This is a genomic window from Desulfosarcina ovata subsp. ovata (assembly GCF_009689005.1).
Lineage (GTDB): Bacteria > Desulfobacterota > Desulfobacteria > Desulfobacterales > Desulfosarcinaceae > Desulfosarcina > Desulfosarcina ovata.
This window is the reverse complement of the sequence record NZ_AP021879.1, coordinates 6,589,860-6,612,577: the sequence shown is the minus strand read 5'-3', so window position 1 is coordinate 6,612,577 and position 22,718 is coordinate 6,589,860. Positions and strand designations below refer to the sequence as shown.

Annotated in this window: 10 protein-coding genes; all 10 read left to right on the top strand. The window is 52.8% G+C overall.

What is annotated here, in order from left to right; translation table 11 throughout:
* Nucleotide 1 precedes the first annotated feature (1 nt).
* The 10 genes from GN112_RS29010 to GN112_RS28960 all read left to right on the top strand — a co-directional run bounded on the left by GN112_RS29010 (nt 2) and on the right by GN112_RS28960 (nt 22,691).
* Entirely contained in the window at nt 2–4,894 is a 4,893-nt protein-coding gene (locus GN112_RS29010) for a hypothetical protein (RefSeq protein WP_155313350.1), read from the top strand.
* 139 nt (nt 4,895–5,033) lie between these two features.
* The gene (locus GN112_RS29005; protein WP_155313349.1) at nt 5,034–7,205 is read left to right on the top strand and encodes an AAA family ATPase; all 2,172 of its coding nucleotides are present in this window, start codon (nt 5,034–5,036) and stop codon (nt 7,203–7,205) included.
* Nucleotides 7,202–8,041: a hypothetical protein gene (locus tag GN112_RS29000; protein ID WP_155313348.1), complete on the top strand. Its 840-nt coding sequence runs from the start codon at nt 7,202–7,204 to the stop codon at nt 8,039–8,041. The genes GN112_RS29005 and GN112_RS29000 overlap by 4 nt, the downstream gene beginning before the upstream one ends.
* Before the next feature lie 43 nt (nt 8,042–8,084).
* Nucleotides 8,085–14,711, top strand: a complete 6,627-nt coding sequence (locus GN112_RS28995) for a DEAD/DEAH box helicase (RefSeq protein WP_155313347.1) — start codon at nt 8,085–8,087, stop codon at nt 14,709–14,711.
* An 8-nt stretch (nt 14,712–14,719) separates the two neighbouring features.
* On the top strand, nt 14,720–16,789 hold the full coding sequence (locus GN112_RS28990; RefSeq protein ID WP_197743429.1) for a UvrD-helicase domain-containing protein: 2,070 nt from the start codon (nt 14,720–14,722) through the stop codon (nt 16,787–16,789).
* 76 nt (nt 16,790–16,865) lie between these two features.
* Entirely contained in the window at nt 16,866–17,339 is a 474-nt protein-coding gene (locus GN112_RS28980) for a peroxiredoxin family protein (protein WP_231717166.1), read from the top strand.
* A 283-nt stretch (nt 17,340–17,622) separates the two neighbouring features.
* Nucleotides 17,623–18,942, top strand: coding sequence for an L-cysteine desulfidase family protein (locus tag GN112_RS28975; RefSeq protein WP_155313344.1), 1,320 nt, complete (start codon nt 17,623–17,625; stop codon nt 18,940–18,942).
* Nucleotides 18,935–20,572, top strand: a complete 1,638-nt coding sequence (locus tag GN112_RS28970; RefSeq protein ID WP_155313343.1) for a lipopolysaccharide biosynthesis protein — start codon at nt 18,935–18,937, stop codon at nt 20,570–20,572. Before GN112_RS28975 ends, GN112_RS28970 begins: the two co-directional genes overlap by 8 nt.
* Complete coding sequence (locus GN112_RS28965) at nt 20,569–21,666, top strand: SPFH domain-containing protein (RefSeq protein ID WP_155313342.1); 1,098 nt, start codon at nt 20,569–20,571, stop codon at nt 21,664–21,666. Before GN112_RS28970 ends, GN112_RS28965 begins: the two co-directional genes overlap by 4 nt.
* The gene (locus tag GN112_RS28960; RefSeq protein ID WP_155313341.1) at nt 21,663–22,691 is read left to right on the top strand and encodes an SPFH domain-containing protein; all 1,029 of its coding nucleotides are present in this window, start codon (nt 21,663–21,665) and stop codon (nt 22,689–22,691) included. Before GN112_RS28965 ends, GN112_RS28960 begins: the two co-directional genes overlap by 4 nt.
* The last annotated feature ends 27 nt before the right edge of the window (nt 22,692–22,718 follow it).

Genomic DNA, 22,718 nt, shown 5'->3' with positions numbered 1-22,718 from the left:
GATGTCGTTGGACACCAGCATAAACAATGTCGGTGAGTATTACAGCTCACACTACCTAACCAGCACCTTTTCAAAAGACGTCAAAAATATGATCGCCGAATGGCGCAAGCAGGGTTCCAATGCCGTGCCCCGCCGGGTGCAGCAGCTCTCCCAGCGATATTTCCGGGCCAAAACTCAGGCCCTGGAGGAAATGGTGCCCGATGATCGGTGGCAGGCCGGCGACGAGCTGGCTGCCTGGCACGCACACCTTCTTGAAAACCTGGGATACACCGACCGAAAACGCTTGGATATCCCGGTGGAAGGCGCCAAAACCGTTGTTCCGGCCATGGCCCGCGTTACCCGCTTTAACCGACCCTGGCTGGTCATTTGCGAAACCGTCTTTTGCCTGCCGGAAACCAGCCTCAAGGATGGCCGGCCCAGCGAAGATCCGTTGGAAATGATGCCGCTTTCCGCCCAGCTCGACGCGCAGGATGAGCACCCCTTATGCAGCGGCAACTGGTCCCGTCTGATCGGCCGGGTGTTTACCGAGGAGGACGCCCCCCGCTGGATCATGTTTTTGGCCGGCAGTCTGGTCCTGCTGCTGGACAAACACACCTATGCCCAAGGCCGCTATCTGGCCTTTGATTTTGATGATGCATTCGGCCGCGGGGAGAAGGTAACGTTTGACCACATTGCCGCCTTTTTATGCGCCCGGACCTTGTGCCCGGATGGACAGGCCGACGACCTTTTGCATGACACCTTCGAGGAAAACAGTCATAAGTTCGCCCACGGTGTTACGGAAAATCTGCAGTGGGCCGTTAGAGAAGCCATTTCTGAATTGGCCAACGAATGGGTGGATGATCGCCGCCGCCGGCAGATTTCTTTTACCCGGCGCATGGACAATGAACTGTTGCCGGATGGATCGGATAAAATCGATGCCGAAGATCTCCGGCATGAAGCGCTGATTTTCGTTTACCGCCTGCTTTTTTGTTTTTACGCCGAGGCCAGGGGCGGTGAGCTGGATATCCTGCCCATTACCGATGACGTCTACCGGCTGGGCTACAGCCTGGAATCCTTGCGGGACCTGGAGCAGGCGCCCTTGACCGCGACCACCGAGCAGGGCACTTATTTCCATGAGCATTTACGGATCCTGTTCAACATCATCCACGAAGGATTTAATCCCAAGGAATCCAAACCACCAGCAACCGGGCGGCCACCAATCCAGGCTTCCGTATTTGAAGACCGCCGCTATCATGAGCAACAGAATCTGGTCAGTCACCTCGAAGCAAACGCTTCCGTCGGCCAACCCAAGACCTTTGTCATACGACCGCTCACCGCAACGCTATTTGATCCGGCTGCCACGCCGTTGCTGGGCAATGCCCGGATTTCCAACGGGTGCCTGCAAAACGTCATCCGTAACCTTTCACTGAGCCAGGATGAAAAAAACAAATCCATTGGCCGGGTCAACTATGCCGAACTGGGCATCAACCAGCTGGGAGCGGTGTACGAGGGGTTGCTTTCCTATAAGGGCATGTTTGCCAAGGAAAACCTGATCCAGGTCAAACCGCCCAAAGGGGATTTTAAAGACAAGAAAACCCCCACCTGGTTTGTGCCGGCCACCCGGCTTGACGAATTCCGAAACGAAAAAGAGAAGAACATCGTCGAGCGCATCGACGGAAAACCCAGAATTTATACCAAGGGGACCTTCATTCTCCATCTCTCGGGCATTGATCGAGAACAGAGCGCTTCATATTATACGCCGGAAGTACTCACCAAATGTCTGGTGGAAGAGGCCCTGCGCGAGCTGCTCAAAAATTTCACGCCAGAGGATGCCGACAGGATCCTGGAACTGAAAATCTGCGAGCCGGCCATGGGCAGCGGCGCTTTTTTAAACGAGGCCACGGACCAACTGGCCCGGCACTATCTTGAACTCAAGCAGAAGCAGACCGGGATGGATGTCGAACCGGGCCGCTACCTTGACGAGCTGCGGCGGGTCAAGCATTACATCGCCACGCGCAATGTCTATGGGGTGGACCTGAACCCCACCGCCGTTGAGCTGGGCGCCCTCTCCTTATGGTTGGGCAGCATTCACCGGTTACTGGTCAAGTTTGGCGAGAATGGCGAGCCGGATCGCTATCAATCCGGCGCCACGCCCTGGTTCGGGCTGCGGTTGCGTTGCGGAAACAGTCTTATCGGCGCGCGCCGGGCCGTATGGACGGACAAACAACTTTCAAAGAAGAAGCATTATGGAAAAAATGGCGCCGTCCCGCGTCTGCTTAAACCAGGTGAGTCACGCAAACCAAAAGAGATTTACCACTTCCTGGTGTTTGACGAGGAGATGGTGCCGACCCACAAGGACACGCTCATGCGCCAGTTTCATTCCGAGGCGTGCGACGCGGTCAAATACTGGGTCAACAATGAGATCAAAACCGCCTGGGACCAGGAGGAGGTTGCCGAAGCCCTGCGAATCTGCGAGTTAATCGACGTCCACTGGCAGACCTATACGGATCAGCGCAATCAGGCCCTGGAAAAAACGGCCTGCACGGCCACGGTGTGGCCCCGACCGTCCTGCGGCCCTGTTGCCTTGAAAGACAGTCCCGATCTTGACCAGCAGGAAACGGTCCGTGCCCGATTGGAAGCCCACAGCGGCAGCTTCCAACGTCTCAAGTTGCTCATGGATACCTGGTGTGCGTTGTGGTTCTGGCCCTTGGATGACGTCGAAAGCCTGCCCACGCGCAAGGCATTCCTCGCCGCCGCCGGCCTGCTACTGGGCGACCAACCCCCTGAACCCAGCCTGCGGCCGCTTCTGTCGGCCAACCTGGGCTTTGAAATCGACGGTCTGCTGCTCGCCGCCGGCGGCCAAGTACCGGACAGCCGCCAACTGGCCGATGCCGTGGCCTGGTTCGGCAAGGGGCAGGAGATTGCCGGGGGACATCACTTTCATCACTGGGCGCTAATTTTTCCTGAGATTTTGGGAAAATCGGCATCTATTGTAGGGTTTGACTTAGTATTAGGTAATCCACCCTGGATACCAGTCGATTGGAAAGAAGCGCCAACATTATACGAAATGGATCCCATCTTAGGAGTAAAAAATGCAAACAGTGCAGAGCTGAAAATAGCAACACCTAAATTGATGGAAAACAATGATAGTGTATGCTTTTATTCAAATAAGTTTGCTGATGTATGCGGAGTGTCTACATATCTTGCCAACAAACTAACATATCCAAACTTGGAAGGAATGCGTACAAATTTATATAAAAATTTTATCATTCGGAGCGCCGAAATAATTAATAATGAAGGTTTAGGCGCTTTGCTCCACCCAGAAGGAGTATATGATGATCCAAAAGGAATGAAATTTAGAAGTTTCTACTACAAGAGATTGATAGCGCACTATCATTTTCAAAACTGGCTTCCACTATTCAAGGACGTAAAATCTAATCGAAATTTTAGTATTAATATCTTCAAATCAAAATCAAAAAATATTTTTTTTGAAAACTTATCATATTTGATCCATCCTAAAACTCTAATTGAGTCCCGAAATCATGTGAATTTAAATGATCCAATTCCAGGGTTAAAAACGGAAAAGGGGCGTTGGAATTTAAAAGGACACCGAAAAAGATTTGTTACGATTACAGTTGATGTCCTAAATATATATGCAAAGCTATTTGAAGAAAAGAACTCTCCGGCAGAGTGTTCTCGATTGCTTCAAGTCCACAACACCGACGTGTTAAGTGTCCTATCAAAGTTATCCTCGCCGTTTAAATCACTTTCCTCAATGATTAATGACTATTTTCCTACAATGATGTTTAATGAAACTCTCGCAGACAGAGCTGGGATTATTTCAAAGATAAGGGGAGGATGTTATTGTCCTGTAAAATCTGATGATGTAATATTATCAATGACGCATATGTATGTTGCAACCCCACTATGTAGAACTACGATAGCAGATGGAAGCGATCAAGAAATTGATCTGACTAAAATAGATGAAAACTTTCTACCTTCTACTAAATTTAAACCCATTGATGTTGATGGGTATTTAGAAAAGCTAGATTTAAAAATAAATTTTAGTAAAGCAACAATAAAAAAGCCAATTCTTAAACATAAATATAAATATTGTAATAGGACAAGAGCACAACAATCAGATGCACGGACACTAATTTCGGCAATTCTGCCAAAAGGTTTTATGCATATTGATAGTCTTTTTTCTATTATCTTCAATGACGATAGAATAATGGTCTTATTTAGCGGATTCACGCATTCAATTTGCTGCGATTTTCTTATAAAAATTACAGGTAAAGATCATTGCAGGCACGATATCGTAGGTAGATTGCCCATTCTTGAAGGACCTTATAATGATTGTATCATTAATAGGACTCTTAGATTGAATTGTTTAACAAAAAATTACAGCGATTTATGGAGAGAAGTATCAACTGGTTTAATGCATTATGATATCTGGGCGATAAATGACCCTAAATTGTCAAACCCATACGAATATGATTGGAAAAACATAGATCCCATAAAATGGGACCCGAAAGCCCCACTGCGCAGCGACTTTTCACGAAGACAGGCTTTGCTGGAGATTGATGTCTTAACAGCCCTTTCATTTGGATTAGAACTTGAGGAGCTTTTAACAATATACCGGCTACAATTTCCTACGTTGCAATCATATGAGCGAATAGACGAATATGATTCGCATGGAATTCTAATACCGAATACTACTCGCAGAAACAAAGGAGGCAAAGAGGTACGCGAAGCACGAAACAATTGGGACGGCCAAACCCCCTTGACCGTAACTTGGCCCATCGATAACAGCCTTTCCACCGTCACCCAAACCTTTTATCCGCCCTTTACCGGCGTGGATCGTGAGGCGGATTATAAACGGGCGTATGATTGGTTCAAGGATAGATTCACCTGAGCTATCCCGAAGCGAACGATGATGGATTGAAATGGGCAGCGGTACAAGACAAACTGGTTGATTTGAAAAGCTTTTTACGACAAACTGAATATGGGACGGTAAGCATTTCATTCGCCATATCAAAAACATAGGTTGGAATATGAACCAGGAAGAAAACCGTGCAAACCAGGACAGGCGAACCCGGGTAGGGCTGAAAAGCCTCTATCTGGACCCGAACAATTACCGGTTTATCGATGATGAAAAATATACCCCTGTCGATGAAGACCGGTTGACGGATGCCGATGTCCAGCGCCGTACAAACAATATCCTGCTGGGGAAAAATGGTGAAAATGTTCGCGATTTGATTGACAGCTTCAGAAAAAACGGTTTTTTGCCCGTGGACCAGATCCAGGTCCGTCAGTTGGGCAGCGGGAAATACTTGGTTGTCGAGGGAAACCGCCGCGTTGCGGCCTTGAAGCTGCTGCAGGTGAGGTATGAACACGAAGGTTACGATCTTGGTAACCTGAATCCGGAAATTTTTTCCAAACTTCCGGTCGTGTTTTATACCGGCGTGGATGACACCCACCATTTGGTGTTGATGGGGCTTAAACACATCAGCGGCAACAAGAAATGGCCGGCAATCAATCAGGCCGAGCTGTTGCGCACATTATACGAAAAGCACGGGATGATTGCCGATGATATCTGCAAGGCAATCGGGATCAGTAAACGGGAGTTCAATGCAACATTAAGCACTTTGGCATTGATCGACCAATACAAGGAAAGCGATTACGGGGATCAATTTACCTCGGAAAAATACTCCTTTTTCAGGGAGATTGTCAGGAGCCGTAATCTAAGAGAGTGGCTGCAGTGGAATGATAGTCAAAAACAAGCTGGAATGCCCATGAATCTTGAACGACTCTTCAGTTGGCTATCAGAGGAAGAGGTGATCGATGATGATGACGAAGCTGAACAGGATATTATTGGAAACTCTCGAAAATTAGAACCGGTTATCACCAAAGCCAGCCAAATCAGAGAACTTGCCAAACTGATCGATGATCAGAAAGCGCTCGGCAATCTGGACGCATCCAGAAACCTTGCCGAGGCAACGCTTGCCAGCGAAGTGTTGAGCAAGGATAAAGTTAAGAATGCATTGTCCATCATTAACCAGGAAGTTGGAACGATATTCAACATGTCCCGCCATATCAGTGACGCTGACCGCTCTGAAATCGGCGAGCTTTCCCGAAAACTTTCCGGTGTCATTGATATTCAAAACGCGCAAGCGCTTTCAGCCTCCACGAGGAACGTTTTTTTGGTTGAAAAGCCGCGCTCACACTTTAAATCGATCAATATTAAAGAATTCAAAAAGTTCGAAAAGGTCATGCTGGAAGACCTGACCATGGTAAATTTATTCGCCGGTGTCAACAATTCCGGGAAAACATCGATCCTTGAAGCGGTTGCCCTGCTGACGTCCTTGAACAGCCCCCGTGCGTTTATCGACCTAGGCCGGCGACGAAGCCAGTTGACGTCCGAATCCTTGAATGTGAAATGGTTTATCGGAGAACTGCCTGAAGGATGTCTCGAAGGGGTTTTCGATGGGAAGAAAGTATCATTGAAGTGTCAGAATGATATCGAAGAGGATATCGCAGACCAGACATACTATCTGAGTTCGTTTGAATTTATTGCAAGGCATGATGGAAGGGAATGGCGTTCGGTAACCCATTTTTTTGAAAAATATCCCCAGCGAACCGAAGGCGCGGTACGGTCATTGTGCCCGGTTGTCTTCTCCAGTCCATTTATCGGCCTTGAAATGGAGATGCTGAGAGAATGCCACGACAAAAGTGTCGAGTTTGGCAGCAAAAAGATTGTCGTGGATTTCATCAGAAAGCATGTGGATAGCGGCGTTCAGAATATAGAGTTGGTCAAAGATGGTCGGTTCAGGGTTAGTCATAACGATTTGGAGCGCGCGCCGGATTTAACCCAGTTCGGTGCCGGCATGCAACGAATTTTCAATATCGGATTGTTATTTGCCGGAGCACGGAATGGCGTGCTTTTAATTGACGAAATTGAAAATGCCATTCATGCAGCAATGCTTCCCAACGTGGTTTCATTGATTGATGAATTGTCTGAAAAATTCTACGTACAGGTTTTTCTAACCTCACATAGCAAAGAATGTATCGACGCCTTTGCTCGATGTGATTCCATTCGGCCCAAATTGGCAGCATATGCCTTATTGGACCGCCATGAAAAAAAATATCTACGCTTCGATGGTGAAAGAATCGCGCGCCTTTTGGATTCTATTGATTTCGATCTGCGCGGAGGGAAGAAACGTTGAATCTATTATTCATTTTATGCGAAGGACCTCACGATGCGCAGTTCATTGGCCGGCTTTTGGATGCATCGAACCAATATGAAGCCTACAAACAGAAAATCAGTGATTATCCGCCTCCGCTGAATCAATTTCTGAGCAACAAATTCAAAAATCACGACATTGATACCATCGTCATCGGGCGTCCGAAGCATCCTATGATTCCCGTTCTTGCCTACAGAAAAGCACAGGACGACATCCTGATTTTACCATATCCAATTGGTGGAATCGACAAATCCGCGGAAGGGATAGGCTTGCTCGAAGAGTTTTCGGAAATTCTTTCTCCGGAAACATTATCCGTTATCGATAGCGATATTGAAAAATATGCGGTGCTGTTCGTGTTTGATGCCGACAGTCGGGGCATTAATGGGACCTTGGCGAAATTCAGCGATGATTATCGACCTGTTCTGGGTGAGATGGAAGAACTGGCTGGCGAAACCTGGTTTGCATCGAACGGCATTTCTTTCAGCGTTTTTATCTTCACCGGAAAAGATGGAGATACGGGTACGCTGGAAGACAATCTGATCAATCTCTTTCAACAGAAAAACGCGGATTTGGTGGAAAATACATTTGCGATGTTGGACGCATATTCCGACCATGAGACAGCTACGATCGAGAAAATGGCCAAGCGCTATAAGTCCGCCCTGACCGTCTGCGGCCAGACTGAAAGGAAAAATGCAGGCAGCGCCCTTACGGTAATCATTCGCGATACAAAATTGCTCGATAATGCCATCGATATAGATAATGACGCGTCCCAGTGGGGGCGGATGCTTCGTTTGATAGATTCAGCCTTCGATAAGTGACTTCCCTGAACGAAGATAAACGACCTAAAAACTGAATACAACCATGCTACCAGCCCACATCGCCCAGAACATTCGCCGGCAGATCCTGTACTACCTCCAATCGACCTTTTCGTTCCGGGACAAGAAAGTCGAGGGTGCCTTTCAACGCTTTCTGGAAGACCCGGAATCCGGTATCTATAAGGGACCCTGGGTTCAGCTCAAACGTCCCTTTCGCCCAGCGCCCGAAGGGGTGGCCATGCCTTTTGATATCGAGGTGCCGTTTCACCCCTTTTTGCATCAATACCGGGCCTGGAAACGCTTGTCTGCAAAATCCGACGCGGCCCGGAATACCATCGTCACTACCGGTACGGGATCGGGCAAGACCGAATGTTTCCTGTTTCCCATTCTGGATCATTGCCTGCGGACCAAAAAGCAGGGCCAAAGCGGAATCAAGGCCATCATTCTCTACCCCATGAACGCCCTTGCCGCAGACCAGGAAAAACGATTTGCGGCCGCTATCTGGGACGATCCAGCACTCAAGTCCGCCGGCATCCGGGTGGGCAACTATACCGGCCGCTATGATCCCGCTGATCCCGGAAAGAGCCAGGACAGTGGCTATAAGGAGATGGGTCCGGGCCACGGTATCACCAACCATGAAGCCCAGCAGGAAAATCCGCCGGATATTTTGCTGACCAACTACCGCATGCTCGATTTTCTCTTGATGCGCCCCCAGGATAAACGGCTTTGGCGATTTAACGGACCGGATGTGTTGAAATACCTGGTGCTGGACGAATTGCACACCTATGACGGCGCCCAGGGCGCGGACGTGGCCTGTCTGATTCGCCGGCTAAAAGACCGTTTGAGCATTCCCACGGGCAGGCTGTGCGTGGTGGGCACCAGTGCGACGCTGGATGATCGGGAACTGCTTAAAGAGATACAGGCCGACGGTTCGGCGGACGCCGCCGAAGCGGGCAAGGATCGACTGGCTGCCTTTGCCGCAACGCTTTTCGAGGAAGAGATCCCGGTAGAAGCCGTCATCGGCGAAGATCGTCTCAGCGTGGAACAGATTGTCCATTCCGATTTGAGGGAGGTTGCGTTCCCCAACCCGCAAACCTGCCATCCCTTGGAGGATGAGGATTCGTTGCGTTATGTCATCCGCCAGTCCCAAAACTGGGGCGGGCCCGTGTGCGAACCGGCGAGCCATGAGAATGGTGAGGGACAAGCTGGGCAAAGCGATGCGGCGATTGAACAGTGGGAACTGGAACTGGGGCACTGGCTCAAGCACAGGGTATTGTTCAAATATTTGCTGGAGGTTTTTCACGCTGCGGAAATCCGTCGCGAAGACCCGCTTGCCTGGACCGAACTGGTGGATCGGCTGACCCGCAAGGATTTCGGGCTTCAGGCAATCGATAAAGCGGCAGATCGGCAGATCGTCGTGGCGTCTTTTTGTTCCCTGGTTGCCCACGCCAGAGAGCTGCGCAGCAAGCGGTCCTCGGTCCTGGTGCCCACCCAGGTGCAGCTATGGATACGCGAATTGCGGCGTCTGGGGCGGATTGTATCCCGGGTGCCGGTTTTTGCATGGCTCGATGAACCGGTGCCCAATACCAAAAGCCTGCCTGCTTTTCATTGCAGCGAGTGCGGCGAATCCGGTTGGGTGGCGCTGCATGACCTGGATCAGGATTCCCAAATTAACTCCCGCGAAGTCTCCGGATGGGCGATGGAGAGTGATCCCAGCCGGATCTACCGTGGCTGGTTCGGCACCACCGACCAGCAGAGTGGGGTAAACCGCAAAAGCCAATATATCTTTGTGATCAGCCCGGATGACAGTTCCGGGATGAAAGGGGATGAACCCGCCCTCAGGCAGATGCCCTTGACCGCCCTGGATGCCGAGGACCTCTATTTCTGCCCCGAAAGCCTGGTGATCCGAAGAGGAGACGGGCCGTGTCCACTCACCGGCGATACCCGTAATTTTAAGGTCCGGGTGAGCAATGCGACCCGTAGAATGCAAAACGGACAGGTGGTGGGGGCTCAGCGCTGCCCCCGCTGCGGATCGGCCGAAGGTCTTTTTTTTATCGGTGCCCAGTCCGCCATCCTGGCAAGTGTGGCCATCGATGAAATGTTTGGATCCATTCTCAACAGCGATCCGAAGCTGCTGGCCTTTACCGACAGCGTTCAGGATGCTTCTCACCGAGCCGGTTTTTTCTCTTCACGCACCTATCATTTTACGTTTCGCACCGCATTGCAGCATGTCGTTAACGCCGGTGCGTCAGGCGGCGGTTCAGCAGATGGAATTGGGGGAGCGCACAATGGCTTAAAATTGACCAAGACCGGCCGACGCCTGTTCGATTACTGGTCCCGGGAGGAACCTGGCCGACCGGGAAGTGTTCGTGAAACCATGACCGCCCTGATGCCGCCGGATCTTCATGATTACAAGCCGTTTCGTGATTTTCGCAACAATCCGGCCTTGGCGAAGCCCCCATCGAGATTATTGGATGAAATTACCCGCCGCCTCACCTGGCAGGCTGTCAGTGAATTCGGACTAATGCAGACCCATGGACGCACCATGGAATTGAACGGCAGTGCCTGTCTCGGATGGGATGAAACCATTATTAGCGATACGATTCGGCGACTTCAGGAAAAGCTGCCCGGTATCAACCCGGTGTTGGCCAGGATCGATGACGATCACCTGCGCATCTGGATTTACGGCATGCTGCATCGCTATCGGGAACGGGGGGGCTTGTATCATTCCTATCTGGATGCCTTTGCACGGCATGGTTTCTGGGGTAAGTACCCCCTCGGCCGGATCATCGAAGGGCGCGAGACCTACCCGTCGGCTATCCGCTACAAACCAAAACTACTCGTTACCACGCCACAGCGAGACCATGAACATGTGCTGGCGCATACACGCGGCGGACAACAGCCATGGCATATCCGCTGGGCCTATCGCGCACTTGGAGAACCTGCCGTTCTCGAAGCGGACATCATCGATGCGATTCAGGCGTTTCTCATTTGTGGAAACGATGCCGGCCTTTTGATGTGCTTGCATAAAGATGGATCAAAAGATTACTACGCCATATCTTCGGAAGCCGCCTGGTTGGTTCCCCATGGCATTTGCCTGGCATGTGATGAAACTGACCGCTATATCGTCAGGCCCGAGCCGGAGGCAAATTTCTGGAAAAATGCGCCCAGCATGGAATATTACGCCACCCGGGGGCGCTATGTGGTTCGTCAGTTCGATGCCCGCCAGCGATATTATCAGGATCGATACCATAAAGGCGCGTTGCGGCGCGTGGTGGCCGAGGAGCACACCGGGCTTTTGGCCACCGAAGAACGTGAGAAAGTGGAGACTTGCTTTAAAAAATCCGAGCATGCCGACGATCCCAACGTGTTGACCTGCACCAGTACATTGGAGATGGGGATTGATATCGGCGATCTTTCCAGCACGATGTTATGTTCCATTCCGCCCAATACGGCCAGTTATCTTCAGCGTATTGGTCGTGCCGGGCGTGCCACCGGGACGGCGTTGATCGTGTCCGTCGTCAACCAGCGGCCCCATGACCTGTTCTTTTACGCCCGACCCATGGAAATGCTCAAAGGCAAAGTGGACCCGCCCGGTTGCTGGCTGGATGCCTCTGCCGTTCTGGTCCGCCAGTATCTGGGGTATTGTTTTGACAGCGCAACTCGGGAGGACATGCTTAACAAGATTCCCACCAGCTGCGGGCAGTTGGTGGAAGATTTAAACCATACCGATGGTCATATCCCCGCGGCAATGGCCTGGGTGACAGCCAATGAAATGGAGCTGCAAAACAGTTTCCTTAGACGGTATCGTCATACCGTCCAGGAGGATACCCGGCAACGCTTTTTAAAGGATACGGATACCCAGTTGCTCATCCAAAAAATGCACCAGGCCACCCAAGAGTTTGACCGGATGCAACGCGATTTGGACAACGCCCGCAAACGGCTCAATGACCAGCTCAGCAAACTGGATACGGAAGAAAAAGATGCCCGCATCGAAATCCAGAGAGAACTTCGAATTATCAAGGCTCGCCGTAACAGCCTCAGCCGAACAACGACCTTGGAACTGTTTACCGATCACGGCTTGCTGCCCAATTACGCCTTTCCTGAACGCGGCGTGCGGTTCTATGGCGCGATTTACAACAAACATCGCCATGCAGATCAGGAATACAAGCCGGTAGAGATCTACCGTAATGCCACCTCAGCGCTCAAAGAGCTTGCCCCATACAACACATTCTACACCCACCGGCGTCAGTTCGATGTTCAACAGATCGTGATCGGCAATCCCCAACAACTCCTCACAGAGTCATGGGCGGTTTGCGGTTTGTGCGGTCATATGCGCAGGCTCGAAGAATTGAGCCAGCCCGATGCGAATCCGGCTTGCCCGCAATGCGGCCATTCCGTGGGGCGTGGCAGCCAATTGGAAATCGGCCAGCATCGGCAATTTATCGAGTTTTCCCAATCCCAGGCACTGTCCTACATGGAACACTATGAGAGCCTGTCTGGCGATCGAGACGAGGAACGCCAAAGGGGGTATTATGATGTCATCGCCTCTTTTGATCAAACCAAGGAACGGTCGGCCGGGGCGGTGGGTGATGACAGCCTGCCTTTTGGAATTGAGTATCGCTCTTCGATGATCCTGAGGGTCATCAATACCGGCTACCTGGTGGATCAAAAAGATATTCCTTTCGGCCCGGATACGTTTATATCTGACGAAGGTTTCCAGATCTGTCAGCACTGCGGCATTGCCATTCCACCCCACCTTACGCCCCAAAACGATATCGCAGCACTACACCGCCGCAGTTGCCAGGGGCGCAGAAAAGCCGAGAAGCTGAGGCAGGAAGGCAAAGACGGTCAAACGGCATTTCAGTATCTTCCTCTATATTTGTACCGCCAATTAAAATCCGAGGCCATTCGGCTCTTGTTGCCACTGGCCGACGGTGAAGATGTGGATACCCTGGTGGCCTGTATCTACCTGGGCCTGCGACTGCGATTTGAAGGGAATCCTGCGCATCTGATTGTTCAGCCCCAGATTATGCCCGAACCATCCTCGGGCATCACCAAGCATTACCTGGTCATCATGGATGCGGTGCCCGGCGGCACCGGTTTTCTAAAAGCTTTATATCAGGAAAAGGATGACAAGGGGCGCGAAGGTGAAGGGATTATGGACGTACTGAGACGGGCCAGGGATACCCTTGAAACCTGTCCATGCCGTAAGTTTGTTCAGCAGGATGAAATGGAGGATACCGATGGGTGTTATCGGTGTATTCGAACCTACCATCTTCAGTACAAGGCCGACCAAATCAGCCGCGAAAGGGGCATAAAACTGTTAAGCCGGCTCATTGAGTCTGGTGCGCAACGGGTCGACAAGCGTGAACTGGAGCAGATTAAGGCGGATTCGCTTTACGGCAGTGTGCTGGAAAAGAAATTCGTCGATGCCCTGCGTTCCTTTGTTGAAGACCGCAAGGGATCGTGGTCTGAAACCATTATTAAGGGCAGCCAGGGATTTCGTTTTTCATTGCCCGATTCTGAACGTTTGTGGGAACTTGAATTGCAACCGTCATTAGGCGCAGCCCAAGGCGTGCTGGTACAGTCACAGCCTGATTTCCTGCTCTCTTGCGATGACGATGGCATCAAACCGGTGGCTATTTTTTCGGATGGCTTCGAATATCACTGCTTCCCAAACAACCGACTCGCCGACGATATGAATAAACGCAGGGCAATTCTGGAAAGCGGCAATTACAGGGTTTGGGGGGTGACCTGGGAAGATGTCACCAATGAAAATCAGACCCACGAAATGGTTTGCCATCCTCAATTGGCCGGCTATCTGGTTAAATACCAGCAGTCCCTTTCTCAAAAGCATAAGGATGAGATTCCCCACGCCACAAAATTTGTGGGAAACGGCATGCAGCAACTCAAGGCGTTTCTGAGCGCACCGAGTGAAATCGGATGGAAACTGATCGCAGATTACATCATTTTTCATCCGTTGTTGTTGTTGGCCGATAAGCGGAAAGTAAAATATTCGGAATTACAAGCCGCGTTTGAAGGGTGGCGTATTGGCGGCGCCATGTCACCATTGTCGAGCGATAAGAACGGTGAATGGGTATATAACGATCGCGCCTCTCTCACCCAGGATTTTATCGCTTACATTACGACCGAAAACGCTATTATCCATGCCAAGGATAAGGCTGGCATTATTGGTCGATTGGGCGACAGCGAACAAGAAGTGTCGGGTAGTGATTACAAAGAACGCTGGCGTCGCTTCCTGGCATGTATCAACGCATTTCAATTTACCGATTCATTCAGTTTTTGGACGTCAAGTGAAGCCATGGAAAATACTGCTCCGGAAATCGTGTTCGAAGGAGAATACGAAATTGCGGAGGGGTGGAAGGATGTTCTTGAAGAAACCATTTCGCGTTTAAAGCCGGTAGTGGAAGCCTTGGCCAAAGCGGGGTTGCCTATTCCAAAGGTTGAATTCACAAATGATGATATTGATGACGATGCCTTTGCCGAACTGGCATGGGAAGGCGGAAACGGTAAAATCGCCATACTGGCCGGCGACCAGCAAGGGTTTGCAAATAAATGGCAGAACCAGGGATGGCGGGTAACGCTGCCGGATGAAATTGAGATCAAGGGTGTTGATTGGCTGATCGATGAGATCAGAAAGATCGCATAAGGAGATGGATGATGGCTCAATTGATGATGCACCGTGATGTGTTAAAGGGCTACCACAAGTTACCAACCAAGGTTCAAAAAAGGGTTGCTTCGTTCATGGATCGTTTTCAGGCGGATCCATCCGATCCCTCGTTACATGTCCATAAGCTTGATGAAACAATGGTCGATTCAAAAGTACGCGGGGCCAATTTGCCGGATGGATATCGAGCCATCATCATCGCACCTGAAAAGGGCGATACCTATCTCATGGTTCATATTGACGTCCATGACAAGGCATATGCCTGGGCCAAGAACAAGCGGTTTGAAATGCATCCCAAAACCGGGGTTTTTCAGGTTTTTGATGTTGAAGAGATGCAATCTGCAGTGGCGCAACAGCCAGAGACCTTTTCGCCAGCCGATAACTATCCATTATCGGGTTTATCCCATGACAATCTTTTTAAAGCGGGCGTGCCCGAACCTTTGATTCCGGCGGTAAAGGCCATTTCATCGGATGAGTCACTTGAAGCGCTTAGTGATTATTTGCCCAAAGATTGCCGCGATGTCTTGATGGGCATTGCGGCTGGCATGACCCTTGATGAGGCGCTGGATGAAATGCTTGGCTTGGATGCCACGCCAGCTCCGGAACTTGTGCCTGATGGGCCGGGAGATTTTACAAATGTAGCCAAAAGGGCCAATTTCGATTTGGTTTTGGTCAAAGGGGAAGAACACTTAAAAGATATTTTGCAGGCATCTCTTGAAGAGTGGCGAATTTTTCTGCACCCTTATCAGAAAAAACTTGTAGCGTGGGAAACCAAAGGTCCCATGAACATCAATGGATCAGCGGGGACGGGAAAAACGGTTTGTCTGATTCACCGGGCTGTCCATTTGGCAAACCATTTAGATAACCCTAAAGACAAGGTTTTGTTGACGACGTTTACGACCAATCTGTCTATCACCCTAAAAGCGTATATACGACAACTGGACGAAAACGCTGCGGATTGCATCGAGGTGACCAATTTGCACGCGTTGTCAAGAACCATCTGCACGCGATCCGGCTGGAAAGGTCGAATCGGCGACGATGAAGATTTTGATTCCATCTGGGCTTCGATATGGGTTAACCCGGAACTGGGCCAGTTGCCAATGACAGAAGATGAAATGGTGAACGAGTACTGGCAGGTCATTGACGCAAATGGCATCGACAACGAGGAAGATTACCTGACGACGGTTCGCTCGGGAAGGCCAAGGATTAGTAGAAAGCAAAGGCGGCAAGCGTGGCCAGTATTCCGGGCTTTCCAGCGGGGGCTTAAAAAACGCAATATTTTGACCGTTGAAGGGGCCGTTCACCAAGCGCGCCTATCTGTTGAACAGAAAAACTTTCATAAATATCGGCACGTGCTCGTTGACGAAACTCAGGACTTCAGTCTTGAGGCGCTGAAATTGATTCGATCTTTGTGTCCCATTGAAGAGGGTTTCAGCGATCCTCTTTGCACCGTGGGTGACGGGCATCAAAGAATTTACCGCACCAAAATTCCCATGAGCAGAGCTGGCATTGAAATCAGAGGCCGCTCCAGGCGTCTTAAAATCAATTACCGCACCAGTGAACAGATCAGAAAATATGCCCAGGCAATGCTCCAAGGAATTGAAATTGACGACTTGGACGGTGGCCAGGTATCAATCGCCGGTGACCACTCAGCTTTCAAAGGGCCTGAGCCGATCATCGCACCATGCAAAGGACCAATCGAAGAGGCCAAGGCGATTGTCGCTTGGGTACAAAAGTTGATGAAGGACTACGGTCTGGAAGATTATGCGATTTGCATTACCCCATACAAACCGGAAATCGTTACCGCATTGACAGATGCCAACTTATCCATATTGCAATTGAAGCCACGCGAAGTTGATCCAGGAAAAGATGAACCCGGTGTTCGGCTGGGTACGATAAAAAGGATTAAAGGATTGGAGTTTCGCGCGATAGCGCTGGCATGCGCTGATCCCGATGACCCGATGAATTCCCTGGCAAAAGCAGAAATCCTGGATCGGTGCGAACGATATGTGGCGGCGACACGGGCAAGGGAACATTTGCTTGTTACCATCTGCCACTAAGGGGTCGCACACCCACTCAGAGCATGGAAGCGGGGGAGAACTCACTGACAAACCGCGTAAATGAAAGGCGGCCCTGATGCCCCGTAAGGTTACATTGAACACCAAGGCACCCGATTTCGAACTGGAAGACACTAGCGGCCGCCCCGTTCGGTTGTCCGATTACCTTGGCAAGAAGTCCGTCATCCTGATTTTCAACCGAGGGTTTGTCTGACCGTTCTGCCGGCGGCACATGGCGCAGTTGCGCGATGAATATGACAAATTCGAAGCTCACAATGCCGCGATTATCGTTATCGGACCGGAAAAACCCGAAGCGTTCGAAGCATACTGGAGAAACCATCGACTGCCATTTGTGGGGCTGCCCGATCCCACGCATACGGTCCTGAAACGTTACGGCCAGGAAGTTCGTTTGTTCAAGCTGGGGCGCATGCCCGCTCAGGTGATCGTGGACCCAAAGGGACGGGTCCGTTACGTGCACTATGGCCACGCCATGACCGATATCCCTTCCAACGCGGAGATCCTCGGCCTTTTGGACCAAATCGAAGAAGAATAAGGATTTTTCGTTAAGGGTTGGAGCCCCAACCATGATCCATCACCAGTGACCGGTCAAACCAACCCAGCACCTAAACCCTTCAACCGATCGGCCGATATCATCCTATCCGGACCAACGCAAAACCGAGGATAGCACAGTGGTCGATGTGCTTTCGAACTGCAACGGGCCGTATCCATCAGGGTGAATCGATCATGGGACAGTTGTTTTTGCCGGCAAAAAAAAACATAATAAGATTCTCAGGCACTCATGCCGGCCGCATCCTTACTCACAGCATGGCGGAAACATGACATATACGGTTAAAGATATTTTGGCCCTTCAGGTGGCGCCGGCCCTCGGCTGCACCGAGCCGGTAGCCATCGCACTGGGTGCGGCGGCGGCGGTGTCGCTGCTGCCGGGCAGGCAGATCGACACTATCGAAATCTGGGTCGATCCCAACATTTACAAGAACGGACTGGCGGTCACCATTCCCGGTACCGGCGGCCTCAACGGGCTCGACATGGCATCGGCCCTGGGCGCGATGGGTGGCGATCCGACTCTGAAACTGGAGGTTCTTGATCCGGTGGACGATGCGGCCGTGGCCGCGGCCCGGAGCATGGTGGGGGACGGCCGGGTCACGGTTCACCTGCTCAGGGAGCAGGCCGGGCTGTATATCAAAACCGTGGTCAGCGGTCATGGGCATGCGGCGGAATCGGTGATCACCGGCCTGCATGACAATATCGTTTCTCTTGCCCTTGACGGCCAGGCCGTCACCGAAAGCGAGTTGTTGCCGAAATCGCCATCGGCCAACGGCAAGAGCCACCTGGCCGCCATGGAAACCTGGCTCAAGGAGCGCTGCCTGGATGATCTTATCGAGTTGCTGGACCATCTGGATGACGACGACTATGATTTCCTGGAAACCGGCGTAAACGTCAACCGGCGCCTGGCCGAGTATGGCCTCAAGCATGGCCCCGGACTTGGGGTGGGACGCACCTTTGAACGACTGGTCCGCCAGGGACTGATCAAACGGGACATGATCACCGCGGCGAGAATTCTCACCGCATCGGCCGCCGATGCCCGCATGTCCGGTGCCCGGCTGCCGGCCATGAGCAGTGCCGGATCGGGGAACCATGGGCTCACGGCGACCCTGCCCATCGTGGCCATCGAGCCGTTCATCGACGTGGACCATGCCATGGTGCTGGCCGCCATCGGGCTGAGCCACATCATCACCGCCTATGTCAAGGCCCATACCGGCCGCCTTTCGGCCATCTGCGGCTGCTCGGTGGCGGCCGGTGCCGGCGCCACCGCCGGCGTGACCTACCTGATGGGCGGCACCAAAGCGCACATTGCCGGCGCCATCAAAAATCTCATCGAAGACCTGGCCGGCGTAATCTGTGACGGTGCCAAGTGCGGCTGCGCCCTGAAACTGGCCACCGCCGCCGGAACCGCCGTGCAGGCGGCCCTGTTCTCCCTGCATGGCGTCAACGTCAGTTTTACCGACGGGATTGTGGGGCGGTCATCGGAAGATACCATGCGCAACATCGGTACCCTGACCACCCAGGGAATGATCGAAACCGACCGCACAATCCTCAACATCATGCTGGAAAAGCAGTTCTCCGATGTCTGATGCAAACGATAAATCTCCGCCGCCGGAGGACACCGGTATGGGCGGGAACGAACGGCCGTCCGGCACGCGTGGAAACAATCAAGCGCCAGCGTTGGATTCAGCGGAAAAAGTTCAACGGATCGTCCGTGGGCTGGAGCAGGCGTTTGCCTGGCTGGCCGACCACCTTCCCCGGAAAAGCGGTGGCGAAACGCCTTTGCTCAGCCAAGCCGTCCTGCCGGCCCTGGACCGCCTGGCGGGCATTGTTACCGGGCTGGCCGCCATGCTCCTGGTCGATCACCATTACGGGCCGGTCGGTCTGGGGCTTTTTGCCTGGTTTGTCTCCCTGCTGGCCATTGCCGGCTACCTGGGACAGTACGGCATCGCCACGTTTGTCGAAAACCGCATGGCCCGTGCCCAGGCCCAGGCGGATGCGGAGGGGCTGGCCGCCGATGCCCTGGCCGCCCTGCTGACCCTGGGCCTGGCCGCCGCAGGCCTGTCCATTGTGGCGGCCTTTCAGGTGGCCGGTCCGGGCTGGGGAGCCGGGGACGCCCTGCTCTATCTTCTGTTGGGGCCGACGATTCTTTTTCAGAACATCAACAGCCTGCGTCTGGCGCTGCTGGACGGGGCCGGCCGGCATGCTCAGGCCGCCGGACTGAGAATCCGTCAACGCTTCACGTTGCTTGTGGTTCTGCTGGTCCTCTGCCTGGCTGAGGCGCCGGTGCCCTTCCTGGCCGGTGCGTTTCCCCTCAGCCAGTTGATCATGGCACTGATGGGGCGCAAGCGGATCCAGCTGCCGCCTGTTTCGGCGGTTCTGGCCGGTCGCAAACAGATTTTCAGGACGATCGATCACGGCCGGGCGTTTCTGTTTACCGGCAATTCCCTGGATGTGGTCTTTTACCTGGACATGCTGATTCTGGGATGGTTTGTGGGGCCGGTGGAACTGGGCGTGTATGCCCGGGCCATGATCCTGATGCGGCTGTTTCTGGTCATTCCTTCCGGGTTGCGACCGGTTCTCCGGCAACGGGCCAACCGGCTGGTCGGCAGCGGTGACCGACAGGAACTGGTTCAACTGGTGGCACGCTCCTCGCGGGTGCTGTTTGCCGTTCACGGCCTGCTGGCGCTGTTCATCCTGGTCCAATTTCCGCGGACGATGGCCTTTCTGTTCAACCTCCGGCAATGGACCGACCAGGCTTTTGCCGTGTTTGCCCTGGTGCTGCCGGGGCTTGTCTTTCACTGTCTGGCCACTGCCCTGGGGCCGCTTTTCGAGGCCGACCAGGAGAACTTCAAACTCAAACGGCTGACCCTGGTGGTGGCGTTGGTCAACCTGGTGCTCAATCTCAACCTGATCCCCTTTGCCGGAATCGCCGGCGCGGCCCTTTCCACCACAGTGGCCATGTTTGTCCATTTCTGGCTCTTTTGCCGGTGGCTACCGGTCGATATGAAAAACATCGGGATCTTCTGGCCCGGAGCCGCGGCCGCCCTTTACCTGACCTACGTTCCCCTGGCCGCCCTCAATGTTGGTCCGCTGGCATCCCTGCTGCTGGCGTTGCTGCTCTTTGGCACCCTGCTGTGGAGCAGCGGATATGTCTCACCCACAAAACCAGTCGATCGTGAATTGATACCAACCCTTCCCCAAGGAGGAATACAATGACGGAAGAGAACCCGCAAGGGCCGCAGCTGTTCAACATGATGAAAAAGCGGCGGATTGCCATTCCCAAAATCCGAATCCCCGGTGGCGGCAAGTTCAAGTATCTGATCATCGCCATCGCGGTTGTGGTTTTCGCCTACAACCTGCTGTTTGTCTATGTACAGCCCAACGAGTTCGGCATCAAGGTGGTGCGCCTGGGCATCAGCCGCGGTGTTCAGCAGGAGGTTTACACCGCCGGTCTCAACCTGGTGATTCCGGGCATGCAGCAGATGTACCGGCTGCCCCGGGACGTGCAGGTGCTGGAACTGACCGATTATCCGCGCACGGCCGCCGACCAGGCCCGCAAAGACCGCGTGGCCCACATCCAGACGTCGGACGGCTTCTTCGTGGATGTGGATGTGTCGATCCTCTACCGCATCGTGGATCCGTATCTGGTGTTTACCAAAATCGGTCCCGGCACCCTCTTTGAAGATAACGGCATCATTCCCAAAGCCGAACCGGCCCTCAAGGAGACCCTGGGCAAGCTGACCACCGAAGATTTCTACAACAGCCCCCTGCGCGTCAAAAAGGCCCAGGAGGCCCGCGACCTGCTCAACGCAGAGCTGAGTTCCAAGGGCATCGAGGTCGAGCAGGTGCTGGTACGCTATTTCCGCTACAGCCCCGAGATCCAGAAGAACATCGAAGAAAAGAAGCTCAAGGATCAGCTGGTCTTCACCAACCAGGCGGCCGCCCGGGCAGCCAAGGAAGAGGCCCAGCTGAAGAAAATCGTCCAGGAGGGAAAAGTCTCCGTGGATGTGGAGATGGAGCAGGGCCGCGCCTATGTAACCCGCAAAATCGCCGAGAAAGACCTCTATCGGCGGACCAAAATCGCCGAAGCCGATCTTCTGGTCAAACTGGCCGAAGCGGAGAAAGTGCGCCTGAAAAACGATGCCCTCAAGGGGGTCGGTTCCGAACGCATGGTGGGCCTGAAAATGGCCGATGTCTACAAAGGGCTGGATCTGGTCGTTCTGCCCAGTGACGGCCAAAGCGGCGTCAACCCGCTGGATCTGGACAACGCGCTCAAGCTGTTCGACGTCCGCAAAGGAGGTGCCCAATGAAGCAAACGATTCTTATTCTCCTGGCCCTTTTCTGGATGCTGACCGCCACCGGCTGCGTTTTCTACACCACCGGTGAGACCGAGGTGGGGGTGCGTACCCGCAAATTCGCGCTGACCGGCAAAGGTGTCGAGGACAAGGCCTATGCCCCTGGCTCGACCTATATTTTTCTTCCCTTTATCAACGACTGGCACACCTTTGACACCAAACTGCAAAACCTGGAGATGGTCTTCGACCAGAAGCGCGGTGATCGCCGCACCCGCGACGACCTGCTGTTCAAAACCATCGACGGCAACGACATCAGCCTGGACGTGATCATCGCCTATCGCATCGACGCCGACAAGGCCCCGTACATTCTTCAGAACGTGGCTAAGAACAACCGCATCCTGCGGGACAAGATCGTGCGCACCATCGCCCGCAGCAAGCCGCGCGATATTTTCGGTGAACTGACCACCGAGGAGTTCTACGTGGCCGACAAACGCGAACTGCAGGCCCAGCGGGCCAAGGATGTGCTGCAGGAGATGCTGGGCCCCCTGGGGATCGTGATCGAAAAAGTGCTCACCAAGGACTATCGTTTCAACGCCGAATACCAGAAGGCCATCGAGGACAAAAAGGTGGCCGATCAGCAGGTGCAGAAAAACCGGTCGGCCCAGCACGCGGCCCTGGAAGAGTACAAACGCAAGCTGGAGGAGGCCAAGGGCGAGGTCAACAAGCTGATCGCCGATGCCGATGGTGCCTACCGCAAGGCCAAGATCGAATCCGACGTCTACTTCGAGAAACAGAAGCTGCTGGCCGAGGCGATCAAGGCCGAGGGCATTGCCGAGGCCAAGGGCATCCAGGAGATGAACAACGCCCTGGCCGGGTCGGGCGGCGAGGCCCTGGTGAAACTGCGCATTGCCGAGGCCCTGCAAAACAAACAGATCATGCTGCTGCCCGTCTCCGAAGGGGGCATGAACCTGAAAACCACCGACATCAACCAACTGATCAACACGATGGGCGTCAAGTCCCTTGCCGGGGCGAAGAAGTAGTTCGTCTTTAACAAATACCAAAAACTC